Consider the following 19,990-nt stretch of genomic DNA (forward strand, 5'->3'; position numbering starts at 1 on the left):
CTGTAATCAGACTAATCTAGGATATAAAGTTAATGTATTTTTCTGAAGAACCAATTACAATTTTTACTGTACCTAAAGCCTTTAAAGGACATATTGGTATTATCCAGGAGAACGCGATCAAGAGTTGGAAATTGCTTTCTCCTCAACCACAGATTCTTTTGTTTGGCAACGACGAAGGTATCCACGAAACTTCTCAAAAATTGGATGTGATTCACATACCAAATATTCAGTTAAATGAATATGGTACACCTTTATTAGATGGTATATTTCAAAAAGCTCACGAACTTGCTAAAGGTTCTATTCTGAGCTATGTAAATACTGACATTATTTTATTAAATGATTTTTTGGTAGCTGTCAAGCAATTGCAAACCTCATCTTTCCATCATTTTATAATGATTGGACAGCGTACTGATGTGAATATTACAGAACTGCTGAACTTTGATCTACCTGATTGGGATACAGATCTGTGTCACTTTGCTTTAAAACAAGGGGCATTAGCATCAATTGTGTGTATGGATTACTTTGTGTTTCCCAAGCCACTCTATGCCGAAATTCCATCTTTTGCTGTTGGAAGGGGTCATTGGGATCATTGGATGGTTTATTATGCCCGGAAATTGGGAATGCCCGTTGTTGACGCCACAGATGTGGTTACAGCCATACACCAGAATCATAACTATACTCACTTATCAGGTGGTCGGGGTGTGGCTTATGTTAAAGGTGACGAAGCTAAACAAAATGCCAAGTTAGCCGGAGATGTGCATATGGCTAATGGGTTTGTTGCAACCTGGAAGCTAACACCTTGGGGACTTAAAAAACATAACTCATTATCCAGTTTTTACTCATTTTTAGTTGACATACCTCGTTTTGCAAAGTTACTCAAAGAGATTAGTTTGAATGCGAAATCTGAGCTATAGAGCGCCACTGAACTCCCTCTACAAGAATATAAAAGATTGCATTGAGAACTTCCCACATATCGACTTCGCGCGGACGACCACCTTTTTTAGCTTCTGGAATTAGGTCACTTAAAAATTCATATTGAACACGTGTCAGGTTGCTGGAGTAAGCTTTACTCATATCGCTCTCTCGGTGCTGTGTTTTTTGCTATTCGCAGCTTACACTGAGAAAGTTTTTTTTTACAAACTACCCGACTTTTCAAACAGCCTCTAAGACCTCCTCTAATCTTTACCTTAGAGTTGCATATGGCTTGCAATTGAGTATCTCTATAGATAACATGATATTTAGAAAATAAAAATATCAATCAACTAAAGGAGTAAAATATGCGAATTAAAAGCCCAGTTACAAATAGTGATAATATAGTTCTTGAAGAAGAGTTAGATATTGAATTAGTAATTAATAAATATAAAGATGATTACCAGATAGACATAAATAACTATTTTAAAAATGTCTCTTCTTTAAGAATATACAAATGTCTAGATACAGAATACAGATTTTATTTTCCTTTTGATATTGTTGGTCATAGCGATTTATATAAAAAGCTACAAAATCAATCATGGTATTATACTTTACGGTGGGAACATAAAATTGCTGAAAAATTTTTCCAGTCAAATAGTTCAGTTTTAGAAATAGGCTGTGGTAAAGGGGATTTTCTTAAAAAACTGCAACAAAAAAATAAAAATATATTTTGTACTGGATTAGAATTTAATGAGAATGCAGCTAATTTAGCTAAAATTCAAGGTATTAATGTACTCAAACAAGATATTTGCGAACATGCTCGTGATCATATTGAAAGCTATGATGTTGTTTGCTATTTTCAAGTTTTAGAACATATTCCTCAAGTTCAAGCTTTTATACAAGCCTCTATTGAAACTCTCAAAACTGGCGGACAATTAATTATTGGGGTTCCTAATAATAATCCATTTTTATATGGGTACGATAAATATCACACTTTAAATCTACCACCTCACCATATGGGGTTATGGAATTTGAAATCAATGAAAAATTTACAAAAAGTTTTTAGTCTTCGTCTAGATAAAATTTTTATTGAGCCGCTTAATCAGCATGAATATAATTACTATTTTCAAGTAATAAGTGAAAATTTAAACCAAGAGTCAAATTTATTAAATAAAGCGGCCAATTTTTTGTTTTTATCTCTCAAAACTTCCAAAACTTCTCAAATAAAATGGCTTTTACAAAGTCTGGTTTGTCAATTTATTCAAGGTCGTAATATTTTAGCAGTTTACACAAAAATTTAGAAAAAACTAGTTTTTAATAACCTAAAATATGGAAAAAATAATGGCACGAATAGATAATCATCAGTCTGATTTTGAAATTAAAAGGCCTAATCTTATTGAGAGGCAAGACTATAAACCAGCATGGCCACAAGAGGAATTTATGGTTCCTTTATTACGAAGGTATATAGAAGAAATATTGTTCACGTATTGTCAACCTGTTACTTCTAATTCTCGTGTTTTAGATGTAGGATGTGGTCGTCAACCTTTTCGTATAAATTTAGAAAAATTAGGATACATTTATAGTAGTCTTGATGCTCAACAAAATCCAGAAAGCTCAGTTAATATAGTGTGTGAAATTGATAAAATACTGCCACCTCAAGTGATAGATTTGGGTTGCTTTGATTTTATTTTTTGTACTGAAGTATTAGAACATGTAGCTGATTGGGATATGGCTTTTAGTAACTTTACAAAACTTTTAGCTTCAGGAGGAAAATTATTGATCACCTGTCCTCATTTTTATCAATTACATGAAGAACCTTATGACTTTTGGAGACCAACTCCTTATGCTTTGAAATATTTTGGAAATCGCTTTCGTTTAAAGATTCTGCATCAAGTACAAGCAGGAGACGCATGGGATGTACTTGGTACTTTGATAGCAAATTGTCATCCTACGCCATTAAGTAAAAGTTTTAGTAATTGTTTTCTAAATATAATAGTTCTCATGTTTGGTCATATTTTGTTTAAAATTATTGCAAGTCGCCGACTGCAAGCTAATGTTAAGCTTAACAGTCCTCTTTATATGAGTAATATTATTCTTTTTGAAAAACAATGAAAATAGCAATTATCTCCACTATGGAAGGTTCTCCTTGGGGAGGAAGTGAGTATTTATGGGCTTCTATAGCAGAAAAAGCTTTAAATGAAGGACACGAAGTATTCATCTCAATTTGTGATTGGTCTATTAGTCATACTACCGTAAAAAAATTAAAAGATTTAGGTGCTTGCCTACTGCCGAGACCGAGATTTTTTAAACCACTTTACTTTCTTAAAACAGTAATTAACTGTGTTGCCAAACCCTCAACACAGCAGTTGTTATCGCTGCTATTAAATTACCCAACTGTCTTTACCTGCAAACCTGATGTTATTTGTATTAGTCAAGGCGGTAGCTATGATGTTGCCCATATTCTTGGTCTACGTCAATTACTTCATTATAGTGGCATTCCATACAGTATCATCTGTCATTTTAATTCTGATAGTTCTTTATTAAGTCAGGTCAAAAGAAAATCAATTTATCAATTTTTTAAAAATGCCAAATTTGTTGCTTTTGTATCTGAACAGAATTATAAACTAGCTGAACATCATCTTGCTTGTTCTCTTTCTAATACTATTGTTGTTAAAAATCCTGTTAATTTACTTGACCATAGTTTAGTTCCTTTTCCTCAATCTTCTACTCCATCGTTTGCTTGTGTGGCTCGTCTGGAAACTTTTTACAAAGGACAAGATATTCTTTTTAAAAGTTTAAGCTCTGAAATATGGCGCGAACGAGATTGGCAATGTTGTTTGTATGGTAGTGGACTAGATGAAGAGTATTTGAAGTTACTTTCTCGACATTACGGAATTGAAAATCGTATTCAATTTATGGGGCATATCAATGATGTACGCTCAATTTGGGCAGAAAATCATATTCTTGTACTTCCTTCTAGAGCAGAAGGAACTCCCTTATCTCTTGTAGAAGCAATGCTATGTGGCCGTCCAGCAGTTGTTACTGATGTTGGCGGCAATGCAGATTGGATAGAAGAAAATAATACAGGTTTTATTGCTGAAGCCCCTACAGCTAAACATTTGAACATTGCTTTAGAAAAAGCTTGGTTAGATAGAGATAACTGGCAGCAAATGGGTTTAAAAGCCCATAATTATGCAAAAAACAATATTGATGAAAGACCAGGGAAAACACTATTAAATTTAATACTTAATTCTGTTAAATCCTGATAAGTTTTCATTTTTTTAAGTTTACTTTGTAAATTTAAAATTAATATAATTGCTAAAAAGCTTTAACATAATTTAATTTGTAAAGATCGATGACTCAACCACTGTTCAGCGTTATTATATGTTCACACAATCCTCGACATAATTATATTGTCCGAGTCATAGATGCACTAAAGTCTCAAACTTTGTCAAAAGAGCTATGGGAACTTTTACTGGTTGATAATAGTAGTGAAAAATTTCTATCTGAAGAAATTGACCTTAGTTGGCATCCTAAATCTTACTGCATTAGAGAAGAACAACTAGGTTTAACTCCTGCTCGATTGCGAGGAATTAAAGAAGCAGTAGCAGAAAATTTAGTTTTTGTTGATGATGATAACGTTTTAGATTTAAATTACCTTGAGGTAGCCTTAGGAATTAGTAAAGATTACCCATTCATAGGTGCTTGGGGTGGCCAAATTAGACCTGAATTTGAAGTCCAACCTCCAAAATGGACAAAACCATATTGGGAAATGCTAGCAATTCGAGAGTTCAATCAAGATAAATGGTCAAACTTGGTAAATCAGTATAAAATAACACCTTGTGGCGCTGGGCTTTGCATTCGTAAATTTGTAGCTGAAAAATACAGCAAGTTAGTTCTTAACAATCCTCAACGAGCAACTATGGATCGCAAAGGTAAAATACTTACCTCTTGTGGAGACTCAGACTTAGCATTTACAGCCTGTGATATGGGTTTATACATGGGTCAATTTACAGCACTCAAAATGACTCACTTGATTCCAGCTTTCCGTCTTCAACTAGATTATCTTGAAAGATTAGTAGAGGGAATAGGCTACTCAGTCACGATTCTAAATTCTATTCGAGGCAAACTACCTACAAAAACATCTTGGCAAAGAAAACTTTTTCAAAATAGTGTTCGTTGGTGGTTAACTCCTAATAAGCAGCGTCTTCACGACGCTTACATAAGAGGTTTAGATATGGCATTGAAGGAACTAACTTCTGAATCATCTTCAACAAATATCTCCGAGAATCGCAAGTAAAACGACACGTTAAACTATATATAACAACAGTTGTTGCAATCGCGCAAAGCGCCTGTTGCAGATATCATGCTGTAGAGACTAGTGTATACATTACCAAGTTTTACTTAACTTTATTGTTAGGCGTTCTTGAGGAGTAGGCTTATGATCGCTCAAAATATATAAGCGTTTGTTGCAAACGTAAACTCATTTATCAAATTTGCTTAAGAGGCTGTTTGAAAAATTTTGAAGAGTCAAATCTTATGCCAGCCGCCTTACCATAATACGGATAATGGCAAGGTAGATAAAAGTCTCCGATGTTTCTGGCAATAATTCATAATCTCTGACTAATCGCCGGCATCCCATCAACCAACCAAAAGTTCGTTCAACGACAAGGGCGTTTTTTAATTACGGTAAAGCCCTTAGTTTGTTTTGGTCGCAGAACTACCTGCACAATCCAACGGCAAAAATTCATTACCCACTGCATAAACGGTTCCCCATCAAAACCACCATCGACCCAAATAGTTGTCAATCGAAATACCTGGTTATGAGACTGTTTAAACCATTTGAGAACTTGTTTACCCCCTTAGCGCTCACCAACACTGCCAGCCGTGACCAATACCCGCAAAACTAATATTCTGTGTATCAACATTTCGTTGCCGGAAAATTTTATCCTGTAAGTCTTAATATTGAAGCAGTAAAATGAGATATAAAATCTTATTTTAGTTGCGTTACTTATTATAGATGCGTAGCGTTGAGACCAGAAATGTTGAATGCTGATACAAAACTTTACATAGATAGTTACACTAACTCTAAAAAGGCTAAATTAGTCAACATAACATCATCTCCTCAAACCAATGAACATAGCTGATTTTCTGACACATACAAGATTGCAAATAGCGGAATTTATCTAATAGTGTATGTCCCCATTGTGCGGGAATAGATAAAAGCTGTAAAATCAGATAAGCTATTAAACTAACGTAAATTTGTATGGTGATACCGTTGACGTTTTTGGTAATTAATTTGTCAAGTTTTAAGTGCATCTTTAAAAACTTCCACAAGAGTTCAACTCCCCAACGTAATCGATAAATATCCCTAATTTCATCATCATTAACAGCTGCATCTCCCGACTTTGGTAAATTAGTCACTAAGCGGAACTCAGTTTTCGTTTCTAAATCACAAAAATTAATGACTCTATAGGCAATAGCCTCATCAGATGCACCTACTTTGACTAATCCAGTTGCATCCTCAAATTCTAGTAACGAAATTGTTTTTAATCCGCAAAACAAAATATTTGTTTTCTTGTACCAATTCTTGAATGAATTTTAATCCCGCAAAGCCTCTATCCATTACCCCTACAGCATTAGTTGGGAGACTAGACATCATCTTGGAACCAAATTTATAATCATGATCATGTCCAAAATTGATCAAGTTATCTTCTGGGCTACCTGTAGCTAAATTCAAAGAACTAAAAAGTTTGACTTGATGATGACCCAAAACCCATAACAATTTACTTGTCAGGGTAATAATTGTTGAATCAATAGGACAAATAGCATATTTATCGTGTAATTTTTTGTGAATTTTCTTCTGTACTAATTCATTTAATTTTTGGTAAATTCCTTGAAATTGTTTTTTGGCTTCGATGTAAATTTGCTTTAGAAAAAAGTAGAAATATCTACCTCAAATCCTGTATTGTTTAATCTCTTAAATAAATCTCGCATACTTGTTAAGCTATTATCCAGAGCATAGGATAGCCAGCACTCAAAGAATAGACGACTATTCAATACTGGATAATCATTTTTTGGCAGGCTTTTCAAGATATCTTTGACAATTTTGGGAAATGAATTTATAATCACAATCAAACTAATATAGTTTAAGCCTTCGCCCAAAAATACCATATTTTGGGCTATTTTTATCGGATTTTTCTTACCGTTCAACACTTCTGAAATTAACCCATCCGATCTCTAGTTGTATAAAAGAAATTATCGCGCCTCGAAGCCCCAGATCATAGATTAGTATTATTGCTGTTATCTACATATATGCAACTTTCCTTTAAGTTGAAAGAAAGTACTTTTCCACGCATCTAACAAATATTTCTACACCCATTGCTAAGGCAGTTTCGTCAAAATCAAACCGGGGATGATGATGGGGATATGCTAAGTCTTTTGCGGGGTTAGCAGAACCCAGAAAGAAATAGCACCCAGGAACCTCTTGCAAGAAAAATGACATATCTTCAGCAGCCATAGTTTGGCATTCTGGCACAATACCCATAGAAGTTTCTACCACTTCTTCTGCTATACTTCGTACCAGTTCTGCCATTTTAATATCATTAATTACTGGTGGATAAAGCGACCAGTAGTCTAAATCATAACTCGCACCATAACTCTGACAAATTCCAGCAATAATCTGCTCGACACGCTGGTTAAAAAAGCCTTTCAAACTGGGATTAAAATACCTAACAGTTGCACTCATTCTCGCTGTATCAGCAATCACATTACGCTTGGTTCCCGCATGAAGTTCGCCTACTGTCACCACTGCTGAATCAATGGGATTAACATTCCGAGCGACAATGGTTTGCAAGGCATTGACGATTTGAGCAGCAACAACTACTGAGTCAACAGTTTGATGGGGTAGTGCGCCGTGTCCACCTTTGCCCAAAATTGTGCAGTTAAAGCACTCTACAGCTGCCATCAATGCCCCAGCCCGCACACCCACTGTTCCTAAAGGCAAATTATTCCATAAGTGCAAACCAATAATCGCGTCAACATCAGGATTTTTCAGGACTCCAGCTTCAATCATCGGCTTTGCGCCTCCTGGTGATTCTTCCGCTGGCTGAAAGATAATTTTCACCGTACCAGAGAAATCTTGGCGATGCTGCTGGAGATAATAAGCTGTACCTAATGCGATCGCAGTATGTCCATCATGTCCACAAGCGTGCATCACTCCATTATGCTGCGATTTGTAGGGCACTTCGTTGAGTTCTTGGATTGGCAATGCATCCATATCTGCCCGAATCGCTAAAACTTTGTCAGTGCTGAGTGGGGAGTGATGAGTGCTGAGTGCTGAGTGCTGAGTGCTGAGTGGGGAGTGGGGAGTGGGGAGTGGGGAGTGGGGAGTGCTGAGTTTATTGCCTTTGATGGTCGCAACAATCCCAGTGTGGGCAATGCCAGTTTGATGCTCAATTCCCCATTCTTGCAGCTTTTGTGATACAAACTCAGCTGTCAGTTTTTCTTGAAAACCCAACTCTGGTTGTTGATGCAATCGCCGCCGCCACTCTACTAATTGCGGTTGCAATGAACGGATCGCCAGTCGGATGCGAGATAGATCAACAGAAGAGGGATTGGGAAAGGTGGAAACCATTATGAAGACAAACTAGTTTAAGTACAGCTAACTTAGGTCGCTAACTGAGTTTATTTTCCCAGTTTATCGTAGGGAATGGGGCATGGGGCATTGGGTATGGGGCATGGGGAATAGACGGACAAGGGAGACAATGGAGACAAGGGGAATAACCAATGCCCAGTAGACATCTCTACAGATTAGGTATCAGCGCAAGCTGCACAAGGGTTGTAGATTTATTTTCGGAGATGTTTAATGCCCAATCCCCAATCCCCAATCCCCAATCCCCAATCCCCAACTTAAAGTGTCAGTGTTTCCCAATCTAAATCTGATGCTATTTGAGCAAGTTTATCTAAGTCAGTCAGATTATCTAGATAAGGTAAGCAGCCTAAAACTGGTGTGTTCGTGAGTGATTGGATCAATTGGGGTGGTGTCCAGTCGGCTATTTCTGCATCCGTTCGGGGTTGTACGCAGTTCAGCACAATGCCTTTGAGATTGACGCGCGATTGTCTCGCTAATGCAACATTTGCCACTGCTTGAGCGATCGCTCCTAATCTCACTGGCACTACCAATACTGTTGGTAATCGCCATTCTCCTGCTAAATCAGCTACCGTTAATTCCTCGGTTATTGGCGAACCTAATCCTCCCAAAGCTTCTACAATCACAAAATCACGATGCGATCGCAACTTAGACAAAGCTTGCCACACAAGAGCTAAATCTACTCGGCGATTTTCCTTTGCTGCGGCGATGGGAGGAGCCAGAGGTGCTTGAAAGTACAAAGGTGTAATTTCTTCAGCAGATTGTTCTAGCGCAAACAGCTTTTGATACCACTCGCGATCGCCAATTCCCGATTGAATCGGTTTCATAATTCCCCAGCTATGCTGCGGGTAATATTTTTGCCAATATGCTGCTAGCGCTGTTGTTAAAACAGTTTTACCAGCTTCTGTATCAGTTCCAGTAATCAGTAGCGTGCTTAACATTAATTTCTTTGGCCAGAAAATGGTTGTGTTTCATCAACCGGCGGAAAAGTTGGCGTTTCACCAGTCGGAGGAATTGGGAAGAGTGTTTCTGTGGGAATTGGTAGAGGTGTCTCTGTCGGAATTGGTAGGGGTGTTTCTGTGGGAATTGGTAGAGGTGTTTCTGTTGGAATTGGCAGGGGTGTCTCTGTCGGAATTGGTAGCGGTGTTTCTGTCGGAATTGGCAGGGGTGTTTCTGTGGGAATTGGTTTGACTGGTTTTTCTAATGAAACATTGAGATTGTAATTGCTTTCGGCAACTCCTGGAACCAAAGTTAACTCAATAGTATATCTACCAGTTAGCAGCAATGTGCCTTCGTATGCTGCTACCTGCCGGGAATTAAGATCAATTGGTTGTTCATTGGGACTTAAGACTGTTAGCAAAATGCTGCTTCCTGGCTCAAGAAACGTAGTTAATTTGTCACCTTCCTGCCCAGAAAAAGTATACCGGATTATCTGATTTGCTTGGAGAGTATCTTCAACCGTGGCTGTGTTATTCGATGATCCCAGATTGAGGGGCTTAGTAGATACAACAGGTTGATCGTTAGTAGGTGTAGGTGTGGCTGTGAATGTAGTACCACCAGAAATTACTGGTGAAGGGAAATTTTGTGGAAGCGTTTCATCTGTTGCTGTTTTCGACTGACTGCGAATGGAACTGACTAATGCCCAAGAACCAAATCCCGCGACGATTATTACAGTAATGGCAATTGCCGCGATCGCTAACGGATTATCCAAGAGTGAACTAGGGGGACTTGGTGGAATCACAGGATCGGATTTCTTCTTCGGCGAAGCTGGTGATGCTACCGGGTCAGGACGGCGACCAACAGCCATTGTCTGCAAGTTAGACACATTCAGGGAAGGAAGACTGACTTGCTCTAAAGGTTGTAGTGCTTGAGATACACTAGCAGCACTTTGATAGCGATCGCTCGGTATATGATTCAACATTCGATTCAACACTACAGCAAATCGCGGACTGACTTTTACCCACCGCTGCCAATTCCAAGTTAGTTGGTTTTCATCAAATAGATCCCTTGGTTCTTTGCCAGTCAGCAAAACTACCGCACTCACCGCTAATGCATACAAGTCGCTGCTAGGGTAAGCTCCCCCTGTTTGCATTTGTTCACTAGGAGAGTAGCCTAATTTTCCCACAGTGGTTTCTGGCATTGCACTCTCTGGCGATCGCAAACGCGTTGCCAGTTCCTTTACCACCCCAAAGTCAATTAACACAGGTTTAGCGTCACTATCTCGCAAAATAATATTTTCTGGCGAGATATCTCGGTGAATAATTCCTCGACTGTGAATATGCTCTAAAACAGGCAGCAACGACTGTATCAGCCGCAATACTTCAGCCTCTGTGAAAGTTTGACCGACAGCTTGACGTTCAGCCAGTAGAGTTCGGTACGTCTGACCTGCAACGTAGTCCTCTACCAAAAATAAGCGTTGGTCTTGCTCAAATCTTTCCCGGAATTTAGGGACTTGTGGGTGTTCGATTTGATATAAAATGGCAGCTTCTCGGTGAAAAAGCTCTTGTGCCTTTTCCAAAGCCAAAGCCTCCGTTGCTGTTGAAATCAATTCCTTGATCGCGCAAAGTTCGTTAAAGCGCCTCTGGTCTTCTGCCAGATAGGTTCTACCACATCCTCCTTGTCCGAGGATTTGAATTATGCGGTAACGGTTTTGCAAGACAGTGCCAACTGTAATGGGTGGTTGCATGATCGATTGATTGAGTGTAGTAGCAACTGAGGAGGAAGTCACCCACAAAGATTAAGTCCAAGAGGCAACACAGTTACATGCAGCGATATTCTACCTTACCTAATGGGTAATACCCCCAGTTAGGAGTATACGCAAATTAATTAAGGAGGCAAGAGGCAGGGGGCAGGAGGCAGGAGGTAGAACAATAGGGTTCGGATAAGCATTTTTCACTTTCCTTGCGGTCTGGGGAAAGGGGTTGGAGGTATTGGGTAAAGAATGTATTCAAAGCCTTTCCCCTTTTTCCGTTATTCTGGAATTTTATTGTGTGAATTAAAACTTAAAATTAAATCTGCCAGTTTATTTATTTATTGCTAGTATCATAGAATATAATAAGATACACCCTAAACACTTAGTCCCAAATGTTCTCTTGTCTAAGAGCAAACTTAAATATCATTTAACTTGTCAATGCTTTACTGTCAGTTATAAATGAGGTATTTAGAAGAAGCAAACTATTACACCAATATTTTGATAAATTGAGGGTATTTGCCTCAACTCAAAAAAATTTGAACTATAGACCTAGTAGACAGACTTGATGTCCGTTAAGCTATCAATAGTTTGCTTGCCAAGAAAATTAGACAGTTAGCGAATGATAATTTTATGGGAAAATGTTTAAATTTTGTATGGAAGCTTTAACAAAACTCACAGATGTTTTTTTAGGCTATTTATCGGTTAAATCTATTAAATCTCCAATGATAATATTGCTATGAATGCACATAGAGGATCTGCTGTTCTCAGTTCTGCAACTTTCAAAATGCAACCATCTGCAACAGGGCTGACCGAGAATCATCGCCTGAGACTTTTTTCTGGCTCCGCCAATATACAACTGTCTCAAGAAGTCGCTCGTTATGTGGGCATGGATTTGGGGCCAATGATTCGCAAAAGATTTGCGGATGGAGAACTTTACGTTCAAATCCAAGAATCGATTCGGGGTTGTGATGTCTATTTAATCCAACCATGTTGTCAACCTGTAAACGATCATTTGATGGAATTATTGATTATGGTTGACGCCTGTCGTCGGGCTTCTGCGCGACAGGTGACGGCAGTAATTCCTTACTATGGCTATGCTCGTGCCGATCGCAAAACAGCAGGACGAGAGTCAATAACTGCCAAGCTGGTTGCTAACTTGATCACCGAAGCAGGAGCCAACCGCGTTCTAGCAATGGATTTACACTCGGCTCAGATTCAAGGCTATTTCGATATACCCTTTGATCATGTTTACGGTTCGCCAGTATTGCTAGATTATCTAGCCAGCAAACAACTGCCCGACCTTGTAGTTGTTTCCCCTGATGTTGGTGGTGTAGCACGAGCCAGAGCATTTGCAAAAAAACTGAATGATGCCCCACTGGCAATTATTGACAAACGTCGTCAGGCACATAATGTCGCAGAAGTGTTAAATGTTATCGGCGATGTTAAAGGCAAAACGGCAGTGTTGGTGGATGACATGATCGACACTGGCGGAACGATCGCAGAAGGAGCGCGATTACTCCGTGAAGAAGGAGCGCGTCAAGTATACGCCTGTGCAACTCATGCAGTCTTCTCTCCACCAGCTGTGGAGCGGTTGTCCAGTGGCTTGCTTGAGGAAGTCATTGTCACCAATACGATTCCCATTCCAGAAAACAATCGTTTTCCCCAACTAGTGGTGCTGTCAGTAGCTAATCTCTTAGGAGAGACTATCTGGCGGATTCATGAAGATACTTCAGTCAGTAGTATGTTCCGTTAGCAAATAAAAGGCTGTCATTCGTCTTATTGACAGACATCTGGTGAAAATGATGTAGGGACAAATCATGAATTGTCCCTACCAAGGATTTCGAGCAACGCAGAATTAATTTTCACTCTTATATCTATTTTTTTTCGCTCGAATTGTGTCAAAAATAGCACATTCATAAAACGGTGGCGGCGAAGGATAAATATTTTTTATCAACCTAAATTTAAACAAGTTATTAACTATATCAAGGAGAATTAGTTTTAGAAACTTCTGGACTGCGAATGATGATATGTCCCTTATCACTTTCTTGAATCGCCAACATTGATGGTATCTCGTTAGGTTTTGCATTTGGGGGCAATGCTCGAAACAAATAAATCCAGCCGCCACGTTCTAAAAGTAAGCGCCAGACTCTCGGCTGCTTTGGATTTCTGATATCAGTATCTTCTGTGCCTTGCAAGTCGTAGAATAGACCGCGATCGCCAATTATGCGATAACCTTTCAAGGAAGGGTCAGAAAATATATCATCAAGTTTGCGTCCCACAGCAAACTTTTCTTCTGGTGTAATTAACGCTACAACGGGCAAAATGGAGTTTTCACCAGCGTCTCGTCGTGCATCTGCAATGCCTTGCCAACGAGCTAACCAAAATATCACTATTAATATCCAGGATACTATTACTATCTCATTGACTAGCGATCGCAGAAAATCAACTGAGCGCAATTGCCCAAAACCAAATTCAGCTAGAGATTTAAGCTGTTTAGCTGTCCATGAGCGTTTGTGTTGAGTTGCAGAGATGATGCGACTCAGTAGTAATTGGCTTGCAGAGACTACCGTCTCACTGATGATTTTAATTAACCATAATGTAGCCTGAATTGCGATCGCAGCAATAAAAAAGGCGATCGCTGTTTTGCAGATTGTCCAACCATCTCCAAGAAATATTTGCAGGGGGACTATGAGAAAAGACTGTGCGGGTAAATCGAGGGTATTGATTTCTAGTTGAAAAAAGTAGAAGTATGACCAACGGTAAATCCAACCTGCAAAGAAAAGCGCCGCACCCAGCAATCCAAGTACACTGGTGAATTTACCTAAAATATTAGTTTCTTGGTTGGGGGATTGGGTCATTGGGGAGATGGGGGAGACAATGTAGGGTTTTTTGTTTGTATGCAATACACTCTGACCTCTCTCCAAACCTCTCTCCTAAAAGGCGAGAGGCTTTGAATTTTACTCGCCCTCCCTTTTGGGGATAAAAGGCTTTAAATCTTACTCCCCTTCCCTTGTAGGGAAGAGGCTGGGGGTTAGGTCTGTATTCCACTCAACTGCAAACTGCTATAAGTAAACAATCAGTTGATTCTAGTGATTTTACGAAAATTATATATATGTCTTTGAAGTTTAATGAGAAAGTGAAATATAGTCAAATATACTGTTAAAGCCATGAAAGCTTTTTTCCAGGGATGGGTTGTGGCAATTTTAGTAATGGCAGGAGCGATCGCAGGAAACATTCAAGCTGTAATTAGCCAGGATGTCAAGACGGGAAATTTCTTGTTGGCACAGACACCAGTCAACGCAGATGAATTAGAAGTTGCAGTAGCGTTACCACAATTAGCAGTGGTCATCTTTAAAGGGGGAGAGTCAAGCAGTGGTCAGATAACAGGAATTGATGCACAGGGAGAAATACTATCAATTCAGCGTTATGACAAGACTGCCACAATTCCCCTGAGCAAAATTCAAAGAGTAGTTTTCAAGAATGGGGCGTTGGTTTACAGAAGCAATAGGCAGCCAATTATCAGGGGTGAGCGCGATCGCCCCACAGGTAAGCCAGTAACTTGGAGTGGTATTCCCATAAGTACTTTTACCGTAAAAAATTCTACTCAGGGTCAAGCGGTGGTGAAACTCAAACCACCTGTAGTTTCTCCAGCACAGTTGCGGGGTATTCAGTCAGTAGCGAGAAATCGGCAATATGTGGTAGATGAAATCCAGTTCAATTCGCAACAAAGAACGATCACCATTCTGGCAAAACCTTATTGAGCGTGAATTATTTCATCTGTAGGGGCGTATATTTATGCCCCTAAGTTTTTTAACGTTTCTAACGACAAACACAATATTAATAAAAAACATTTGAATGTTCATCAGAAATATTGCAGCATTCCTCACAAACATTGCAATATTAATACGAGACATTGCAACATTCCTCACAAACATTGCAATATTAATACGAAACATTGCAACATTCCTTACAAACATCACGATATTAATACGGTACATTGCAACATTCCTTACAAACATCACGATATTAATACGAAACATTGCAACATTAGGATGTTGGTGAAGACAACTTCTGTTAAGACCTAATTAAAAACAGCTACCTCTGCACTATTCTATGAAAAAAATTCTCACCAGTTTTTTGGCTGTGGGTGTTTGTCTAACGCCTTTAACGGTAATGCTAATAGCTCAACCCACCTGGGGACAAACTCAAAACTTGCGATCGCAAGAAGCAGAAAGACTGCTAGAGCAAGGGATAAAACTGACACAGCAACAGGAACATCAACAGGCAATACAAATATTACAGCAGGTTTTAACCATTACACGAGAACTTAAAGACCAAAAACGGGAAGCGATCGCACTGCTTGGGCTTGGATTTAACTACAACGCTTTAGGAGCAAAACAAAAAGCACTGGAATTTTACAACCAAGCTTTGCCCCTATATCGGGCTGTGGGCGATCGCGCAGGTGAAGCCACTACACTTAATAATATCGGTAAAGTCTACGACAATTTAGGAGAAAAGCAAAAAGCACTCGAATTTTACAACCAAGCTCTTCCCCTTAGGCGTGCTGTGGGCGATCGCGCAGATGAAGCCACTACACTCAATAATATCGGTACAGTCTACAACGCTTTAGGAGAAAAGCAAAAAGCACTCGAATTTTACAACCAAGCTCTGCCACTATATCGTGCAGTGGGTGATCGCGAAGGTGTTGCCACTACACTCAATAATATCGGTACAGTCTACTCCGCTTTAGGAGAAAAGCAAAAAGCACTCGAATTTTACAACCAAGCTCTGCCACTATATCGTGCAGTGGGTGATCGCGAAGGTGTTGCCACTACACTCAATAATATCGGTCAATTCTACGACAATTTAGGAGAAAAGCAAAAAGCACTCGAATTTTACAACCAAGCTCTGCCACTATATCGTGCAGTGGGTGATCGCGCAGGTGTTGCCAATACACTCAATAACATCGGTGCGGTTTACAACGCTTTAGGAGAAAAGCAAAAAGCACTCGAATTCTACAACCAAGCTCTGCCACTATATAGTGCAGTGGGCGATCGCGCAGGTGAAGCCACTACACTCAATAATATCGGTACACTCTACTCAGATTTAGGAGAAAAGCAAAAAGCACTCGAATTTTACAACCAAGCTCTTCCCTTATCGCATGCAGTGGGCAATCGCGCAAGTGTTGCCAGTACACTCAATAATATCGGTACACTCTACTCAGATTTAGGAGAAAAGCAAAAAGCACTCGATTTCTACAACCAAGCTCTTCCCCTATGGCATGCAGTGGGTGATCGCACAGGTGTTGCCAGTACACTCAATAATATCGGTACACTCTACTCAGATTTAGGAGAAAGGCAAAAAGCACTTGATTTCTACAACCAAGCTCTTCCCCTTAGGCGTGCTGTGGGCGATCGCTCTGGTGAGGCTATCACCTTGAGTAATATTGGTGAAGTCTTCCAAAGTACAAATCGACCAACTGAAGCCATTACTAATTTAGAGCAATCTCTCAAAATCAGCTTAGAAATGCGCCGGGGTTTGCAACGAGAAAATCGCCAAAAGTTTTTACAGGAAAACGGTGGAAGTGCAACTGCTTTAGTTGATATTCTCATTAACGAAAAGAAATATGCTCAAGCTTTTGAATGGGTTAACCTATTCACCACAGCCGAGCTTGCTGATTATACTCGCCTCATTAATGCCAAAGTTGCCAATCCAGAAGCACAGCAGAGCCTTGACGACTGGAGTAAAAAAAATCAGCAATTGGAAGCACTGCGCCAACAACTGCAAAGCGATCTTTCCGAAAGCCTACTCCAACAAATTCGGCAATTAGAAGCACAAGTTTACTCAGAAGCTGAAAATATCTCTCGCCGTTTTCCTGAAGTGGCAGAACTATTTGAAACTACACCCATAGATATTAAAAATCTTACATCCTCCATTCCAGCAGGAACAGTCGTAGTTCAACCTGTCTTGCTGACTAATGTAAAAAATATTCCCAACAATATTGCCTTTTTTATCTTTACAAAAGGCGATTTAAGCGTTATTAAAAAATCTATTAACCCTACTGAATTTAAGAAACTTCTCACTCAATACTTGAACCAAGTACAAGATGACACTGATGCTAGCTACGCTGAAACGGGCGGTGAACTTTATGATATTCTTATTAGTCCTATAGAAGACAAAATTAAGGCTTTATCACCGAAACAACTGAGTATTATTGCTACTGGTCAACTGTGCCATTTACCTTTTGAGACTCTTTACGACAGTAAAACCAACCAATTTCTGATCCAGAAATATCCTGTTAACTATCTCACTCGCATTTCCAATAATTCCCTAAAATCTCTAGATGTACAAAATGCAGTATCCCCCAAACCACAAGCTGTTTTAGCATTTGGTAATCCAGTACCCAGTAACCTGCAAAATCTCCCAGGTGCAGAGGTGGAAGTTACAAAGATTAAAGAAATACTGCCAGACAGTGAATTTTATATCAATAAAGAAGCTACCTTAGAAAGGTTTAAATCTCAAGCATTGCGCTTTTCATTTTTGCATTTAGCAACTCACGGCTGTTTTCAAACTGAAGATTGCAAAAAAGTCAATTTAAAAAATAATACGTTACTATTTGCTGATGAAGCTTTAGACATTGCTAATGCTGCTCTTTTAGGTTTACAAGGCACACAATTGATTACTCTTAGTGCCTGTCAAACTGCTGTAGACACTAATAATGGTGAAGGTATTGCAGGAGTTGCTTATATATTTGAACGGGCTGGTGCTAAAGCTGTCATGGCAAGTTTATGGGCGGTTGAGGATGAAGCAACTCAAGAATTGATGGTTGATTTTTATCAGAATCTCAAGCTTGGTATGACGAAAGGAGAAGCTTTGCAAAAAGCTAAGTTGAAGCTAATTGCAGACCATCGTCATCCTTTTTATTGGTCGCCATTTGTGTTGATTGGTGATGCACGGTGAAGTAATTCGTAATTCGTAATTAAAGTTAATTTAGAGCCAAGGCGAATGGAATTTGCGGCTACACAGGCAAAGTCCGTCTCCGTGGACTAAGAGGTTGTTTGAAAAGTGGTTGGCTGTGATGTTAGGTACTAACTGATCCCCCCTAGCCCCCCTTTTTAAGCTATCCATTATAAACATCTTTCTTAATAAGAACATTGACAAAAAAGAGTAGTTATGTAGGGAAGGATGGAAGCCAAAAAATCACAAGTGACAGGAGAAAATGGGCACGAGAATCAACAGAGTTTGAAAAAGTGAAATTTTCGCATGGCAACTTTGGTGTAAAAAACTAATTATCGGTAGTGGAAGAAGGAAAACACCGCAGAAACCGACGATAGGATGGAGCAATAATTAATTATTGAAAGACTGGCAAAGCAGCCAACCCTCAACCAGATCATGTAATCGACTTAATCCACGCCAGAGAACTTTTACACCTGGAGAGCCATCGCTTTTGCGACCTAAAAAACCCACCAAGTCGAGCAATCCAATTGACCACTTGAGCCAGAGTCGGTGGTGTAGTATGAGGATAAAGTTGATGATGAATAGTGGTGTAGAGGACTTGCCACTCATGAGTGGCTAAAACTAGTTCACAACTAGCATCAGGCTGAAAACGAGCTAAGTAAGTCAGCCACAGCAAACGCCAAGCAACGATACTGTAGGTAGCCAAAGCCATCTCGATTCTGTGGGCAGTTTCGAGTTGTAACTTCTCAATGCCACAGCCACTTTTTTAAAACATAGTGATAACGTTCAATCAACCAGCGATAACTATACCATCGCACATACAGCTGAACATCTTCCAGACAGGTAATCTCTAAGGTAGTCAGCAGTAACCAGGTAATCGGCTCGATCTCTGGTGGTGGCTCAACTTCTGTGACTAAAATAGCCTGCAATGTCACCTAAGTGCTAGAAGTTCTGTTTTGGGGCGATTCTGCGGTGGTGCAATGGTAATTGTGGCATGACGAATCTTCAAGATGGCTGTTCTTGGCGTTTGAGTCGCAGAGCGTTTTACCTCTACTGTCATTGTGCCAACCGACTCAACAGACTCTAAAGTTGACCATAAATGCTGCTCACTGCCAACTAGACAGCGATTTTGAGTAGCTCGAATCAGAAAATCTGACCCAGGACGACGAGCATCAGCAAATAAGTCATAAAAATCGGCTTCTCGGTCAGCAATCGTCACTACTTGTACTGATTCGGGAATGATTGAGTCAGTTTTTTTCAAAGCATCAAGCCATCTTTGACTTTCTTTTTTCTTTTGTCGGTTTTTTGTTTCCTTTGTTCAGATTTTCCTAGTTCTTCTTCGTTTCTTGACCACACATCTTGCTCGATGATGCCCAATGGTATTCCCCTGTGGGGAGACAGTGAAGACTGAGTGGACTTTTAACCCTTTGGCATAAGAACTATCGAGATATCCTGTTCCCGATAGAGCTTTGTGGCTGGTGTAGTTAAGTTCTGTGGTATCTTGTATTGCCAAGACTACTCTATGTTGGGTAATTCGCTCTACTGTCGCATCGATATGTCCTTGTCTAATCATGGATGGTTTGATGTACGGTGAATCCCAGAAGTCATAGGTGGCTTTCGTTTGCGCCCATGTTTCACTTGCTTGCAAAACACTGGCTTCCGGTTTCGCACTTAAATTTTCGACTATTTTGATTAACCGTTTGGTTCTTCTGGTGTCACCTAATTCGGTTCTTTCTAGTTCCTGTGTGATCCATTGTTCCATTTGCTGACTTTGCGAT

12 protein-coding genes and 4 pseudogenes are annotated in these 19,990 nt (G+C 39.5%); 8 read left to right on the forward strand and 8 right to left on the reverse strand.

Annotated features, from left to right (window positions below; all coding sequences use genetic code 11):
• Positions 1–32: 32 nt before the first annotated feature.
• The gene (locus HUN01_RS20080; protein WP_181927675.1) at positions 33–914 is read left to right on the forward strand and encodes a hypothetical protein; all 882 of its coding nucleotides are present in this window, start codon (positions 33–35) and stop codon (positions 912–914) included.
• Here the strand turns inward: HUN01_RS20080 and HUN01_RS20085 are convergent.
• A pseudogene (locus HUN01_RS20085) lies at positions 910–1,074 on the reverse strand (transposase); the annotation flags it as partial. The gene HUN01_RS20080 and the pseudogene HUN01_RS20085 sit on opposite strands and share 5 nt — an antisense overlap.
• Before the next feature lie 203 nt (positions 1,075–1,277).
• Between HUN01_RS20085 and HUN01_RS20090 the strand changes: the two are divergent.
• The 4 genes from HUN01_RS20090 (at position 1,278) to HUN01_RS20105 (ending at position 5,212) form a co-directional block, all read left to right on the forward strand.
• Positions 1,278–2,213: a class I SAM-dependent methyltransferase gene (locus HUN01_RS20090; RefSeq protein WP_181927676.1), complete on the forward strand. Its 936-nt coding sequence runs from the start codon at positions 1,278–1,280 to the stop codon at positions 2,211–2,213.
• A gap of 40 nt (positions 2,214–2,253) precedes the next feature.
• Positions 2,254–3,024: a class I SAM-dependent methyltransferase gene (locus tag HUN01_RS20095; protein WP_181927677.1), complete on the forward strand. Its 771-nt coding sequence runs from the start codon at positions 2,254–2,256 to the stop codon at positions 3,022–3,024.
• On the forward strand, positions 3,021–4,178 hold the full coding sequence (locus tag HUN01_RS20100) for a glycosyltransferase (protein ID WP_181927678.1): 1,158 nt from the start codon (positions 3,021–3,023) through the stop codon (positions 4,176–4,178). The genes HUN01_RS20095 and HUN01_RS20100 overlap by 4 nt, the downstream gene beginning before the upstream one ends.
• Before the next feature lie 89 nt (positions 4,179–4,267).
• Entirely contained in the window at positions 4,268–5,212 is a 945-nt protein-coding gene (locus HUN01_RS20105; RefSeq protein ID WP_181927679.1) for a glycosyltransferase, read from the forward strand.
• A gap of 237 nt (positions 5,213–5,449) precedes the next feature.
• Here HUN01_RS20105 and HUN01_RS36630 read toward each other — a convergent pair.
• The 5 genes and pseudogenes from HUN01_RS36630 to HUN01_RS20130 all read right to left on the reverse strand — a co-directional run.
• A pseudogene (locus HUN01_RS36630) lies at positions 5,450–5,822 on the reverse strand (transposase); the annotation flags it as partial.
• A gap of 196 nt (positions 5,823–6,018) precedes the next feature.
• Positions 6,019–7,044, reverse strand: a pseudogene (locus HUN01_RS20115) (IS4 family transposase).
• A 196-nt stretch (positions 7,045–7,240) separates the two neighbouring features.
• Positions 7,241–8,548, reverse strand: a complete 1,308-nt coding sequence (locus HUN01_RS20120; protein ID WP_181927680.1) for a M20 family metallopeptidase — start codon at positions 8,546–8,548, stop codon at positions 7,241–7,243.
• Positions 8,549–8,823: 275 nt separating this feature from the next.
• Positions 8,824–9,504, reverse strand: a complete 681-nt coding sequence (gene bioD / locus HUN01_RS20125; RefSeq protein ID WP_181927681.1) for a dethiobiotin synthase — start codon at positions 9,502–9,504, stop codon at positions 8,824–8,826.
• Positions 9,504–11,249 carry a serine/threonine-protein kinase gene (locus tag HUN01_RS20130; RefSeq protein WP_181927682.1) on the reverse strand — a complete coding sequence of 582 codons (1,746 nt, stop codon included), beginning with the start codon at positions 11,247–11,249 and terminating at the stop codon, positions 9,504–9,506. The genes bioD and HUN01_RS20130 overlap by 1 nt, the downstream gene beginning before the upstream one ends.
• A gap of 742 nt (positions 11,250–11,991) precedes the next feature.
• Between HUN01_RS20130 and HUN01_RS20135 the strand changes: the two genes are divergently transcribed.
• On the forward strand, positions 11,992–13,008 hold the full coding sequence (locus HUN01_RS20135) for a ribose-phosphate pyrophosphokinase (RefSeq protein WP_069074426.1): 1,017 nt from the start codon (positions 11,992–11,994) through the stop codon (positions 13,006–13,008).
• 229 nt (positions 13,009–13,237) lie between these two features.
• On the opposite strand, the gene HUN01_RS20140 is transcribed toward HUN01_RS20135, so the two are convergent.
• Positions 13,238–14,158, reverse strand: a complete 921-nt coding sequence (locus HUN01_RS20140; RefSeq protein WP_238845494.1) for a hypothetical protein — start codon at positions 14,156–14,158, stop codon at positions 13,238–13,240.
• A gap of 264 nt (positions 14,159–14,422) precedes the next feature.
• Here HUN01_RS20140 and HUN01_RS20145 point away from each other — a divergent pair, with 264 nt between their 5' ends.
• Together HUN01_RS20145 and HUN01_RS20150 are read left to right on the forward strand one after the other, a co-directional pair.
• Positions 14,423–15,016, forward strand: coding sequence for a hypothetical protein (locus HUN01_RS20145; RefSeq protein ID WP_181927683.1), 594 nt, complete (start codon positions 14,423–14,425; stop codon positions 15,014–15,016).
• 352 nt (positions 15,017–15,368) lie between these two features.
• On the forward strand, positions 15,369–18,215 hold the full coding sequence (locus HUN01_RS20150) for a CHAT domain-containing protein (protein ID WP_181927684.1): 2,847 nt from the start codon (positions 15,369–15,371) through the stop codon (positions 18,213–18,215).
• 387 nt (positions 18,216–18,602) lie between these two features.
• Here the strand turns inward: HUN01_RS20150 and HUN01_RS36635 are convergent.
• Positions 18,603–19,974: pseudogene (locus HUN01_RS36635) on the reverse strand (IS4 family transposase).
• Positions 19,975–19,990 lie beyond the last annotated feature (16 nt).

Origin of the sequence: Nostoc edaphicum CCNP1411, from assembly GCF_014023275.1 — a bacterium.
GTDB lineage: Bacteria > Cyanobacteriota > Cyanobacteriia > Cyanobacteriales > Nostocaceae > Nostoc > Nostoc edaphicum_A.

Excerpts from the sequence above, each read along its gene's own strand:
- HUN01_RS20145 (WP_181927683.1), top strand. The coding sequence starts at position 14,423 with ATGAAAGCTTTTTTCCAGGGATGGGTTGTGGCAATTTTAGTAATGGCA.
- HUN01_RS20130 (WP_181927682.1), bottom strand. The coding sequence starts at position 11,249 with ATGCAACCACCCATTACAGTTGGCACTGTCTTGCAAAACCGTTACCGC.
- HUN01_RS20090 (WP_181927676.1), top strand. The coding sequence starts at position 1,278 with ATGCGAATTAAAAGCCCAGTTACAAATAGTGATAATATAGTTCTTGAA.
- HUN01_RS20150 (WP_181927684.1), top strand. The coding sequence starts at position 15,369 with ATGAAAAAAATTCTCACCAGTTTTTTGGCTGTGGGTGTTTGTCTAACG.
- HUN01_RS20095 (WP_181927677.1), top strand. The coding sequence starts at position 2,254 with ATGGCACGAATAGATAATCATCAGTCTGATTTTGAAATTAAAAGGCCT.
- HUN01_RS20120 (WP_181927680.1), bottom strand. The coding sequence starts at position 8,548 with ATGGTTTCCACCTTTCCCAATCCCTCTTCTGTTGATCTATCTCGCATC.
- HUN01_RS20100 (WP_181927678.1), top strand. The coding sequence starts at position 3,021 with ATGAAAATAGCAATTATCTCCACTATGGAAGGTTCTCCTTGGGGAGGA.
- HUN01_RS20135 (WP_069074426.1), top strand. The coding sequence starts at position 11,992 with ATGAATGCACATAGAGGATCTGCTGTTCTCAGTTCTGCAACTTTCAAA.
- bioD (WP_181927681.1), bottom strand. The coding sequence starts at position 9,504 with ATGTTAAGCACGCTACTGATTACTGGAACTGATACAGAAGCTGGTAAA.
- HUN01_RS20105 (WP_181927679.1), top strand. The coding sequence starts at position 4,268 with ATGACTCAACCACTGTTCAGCGTTATTATATGTTCACACAATCCTCGA.
- HUN01_RS20080 (WP_181927675.1), top strand. The coding sequence starts at position 33 with ATGTATTTTTCTGAAGAACCAATTACAATTTTTACTGTACCTAAAGCC.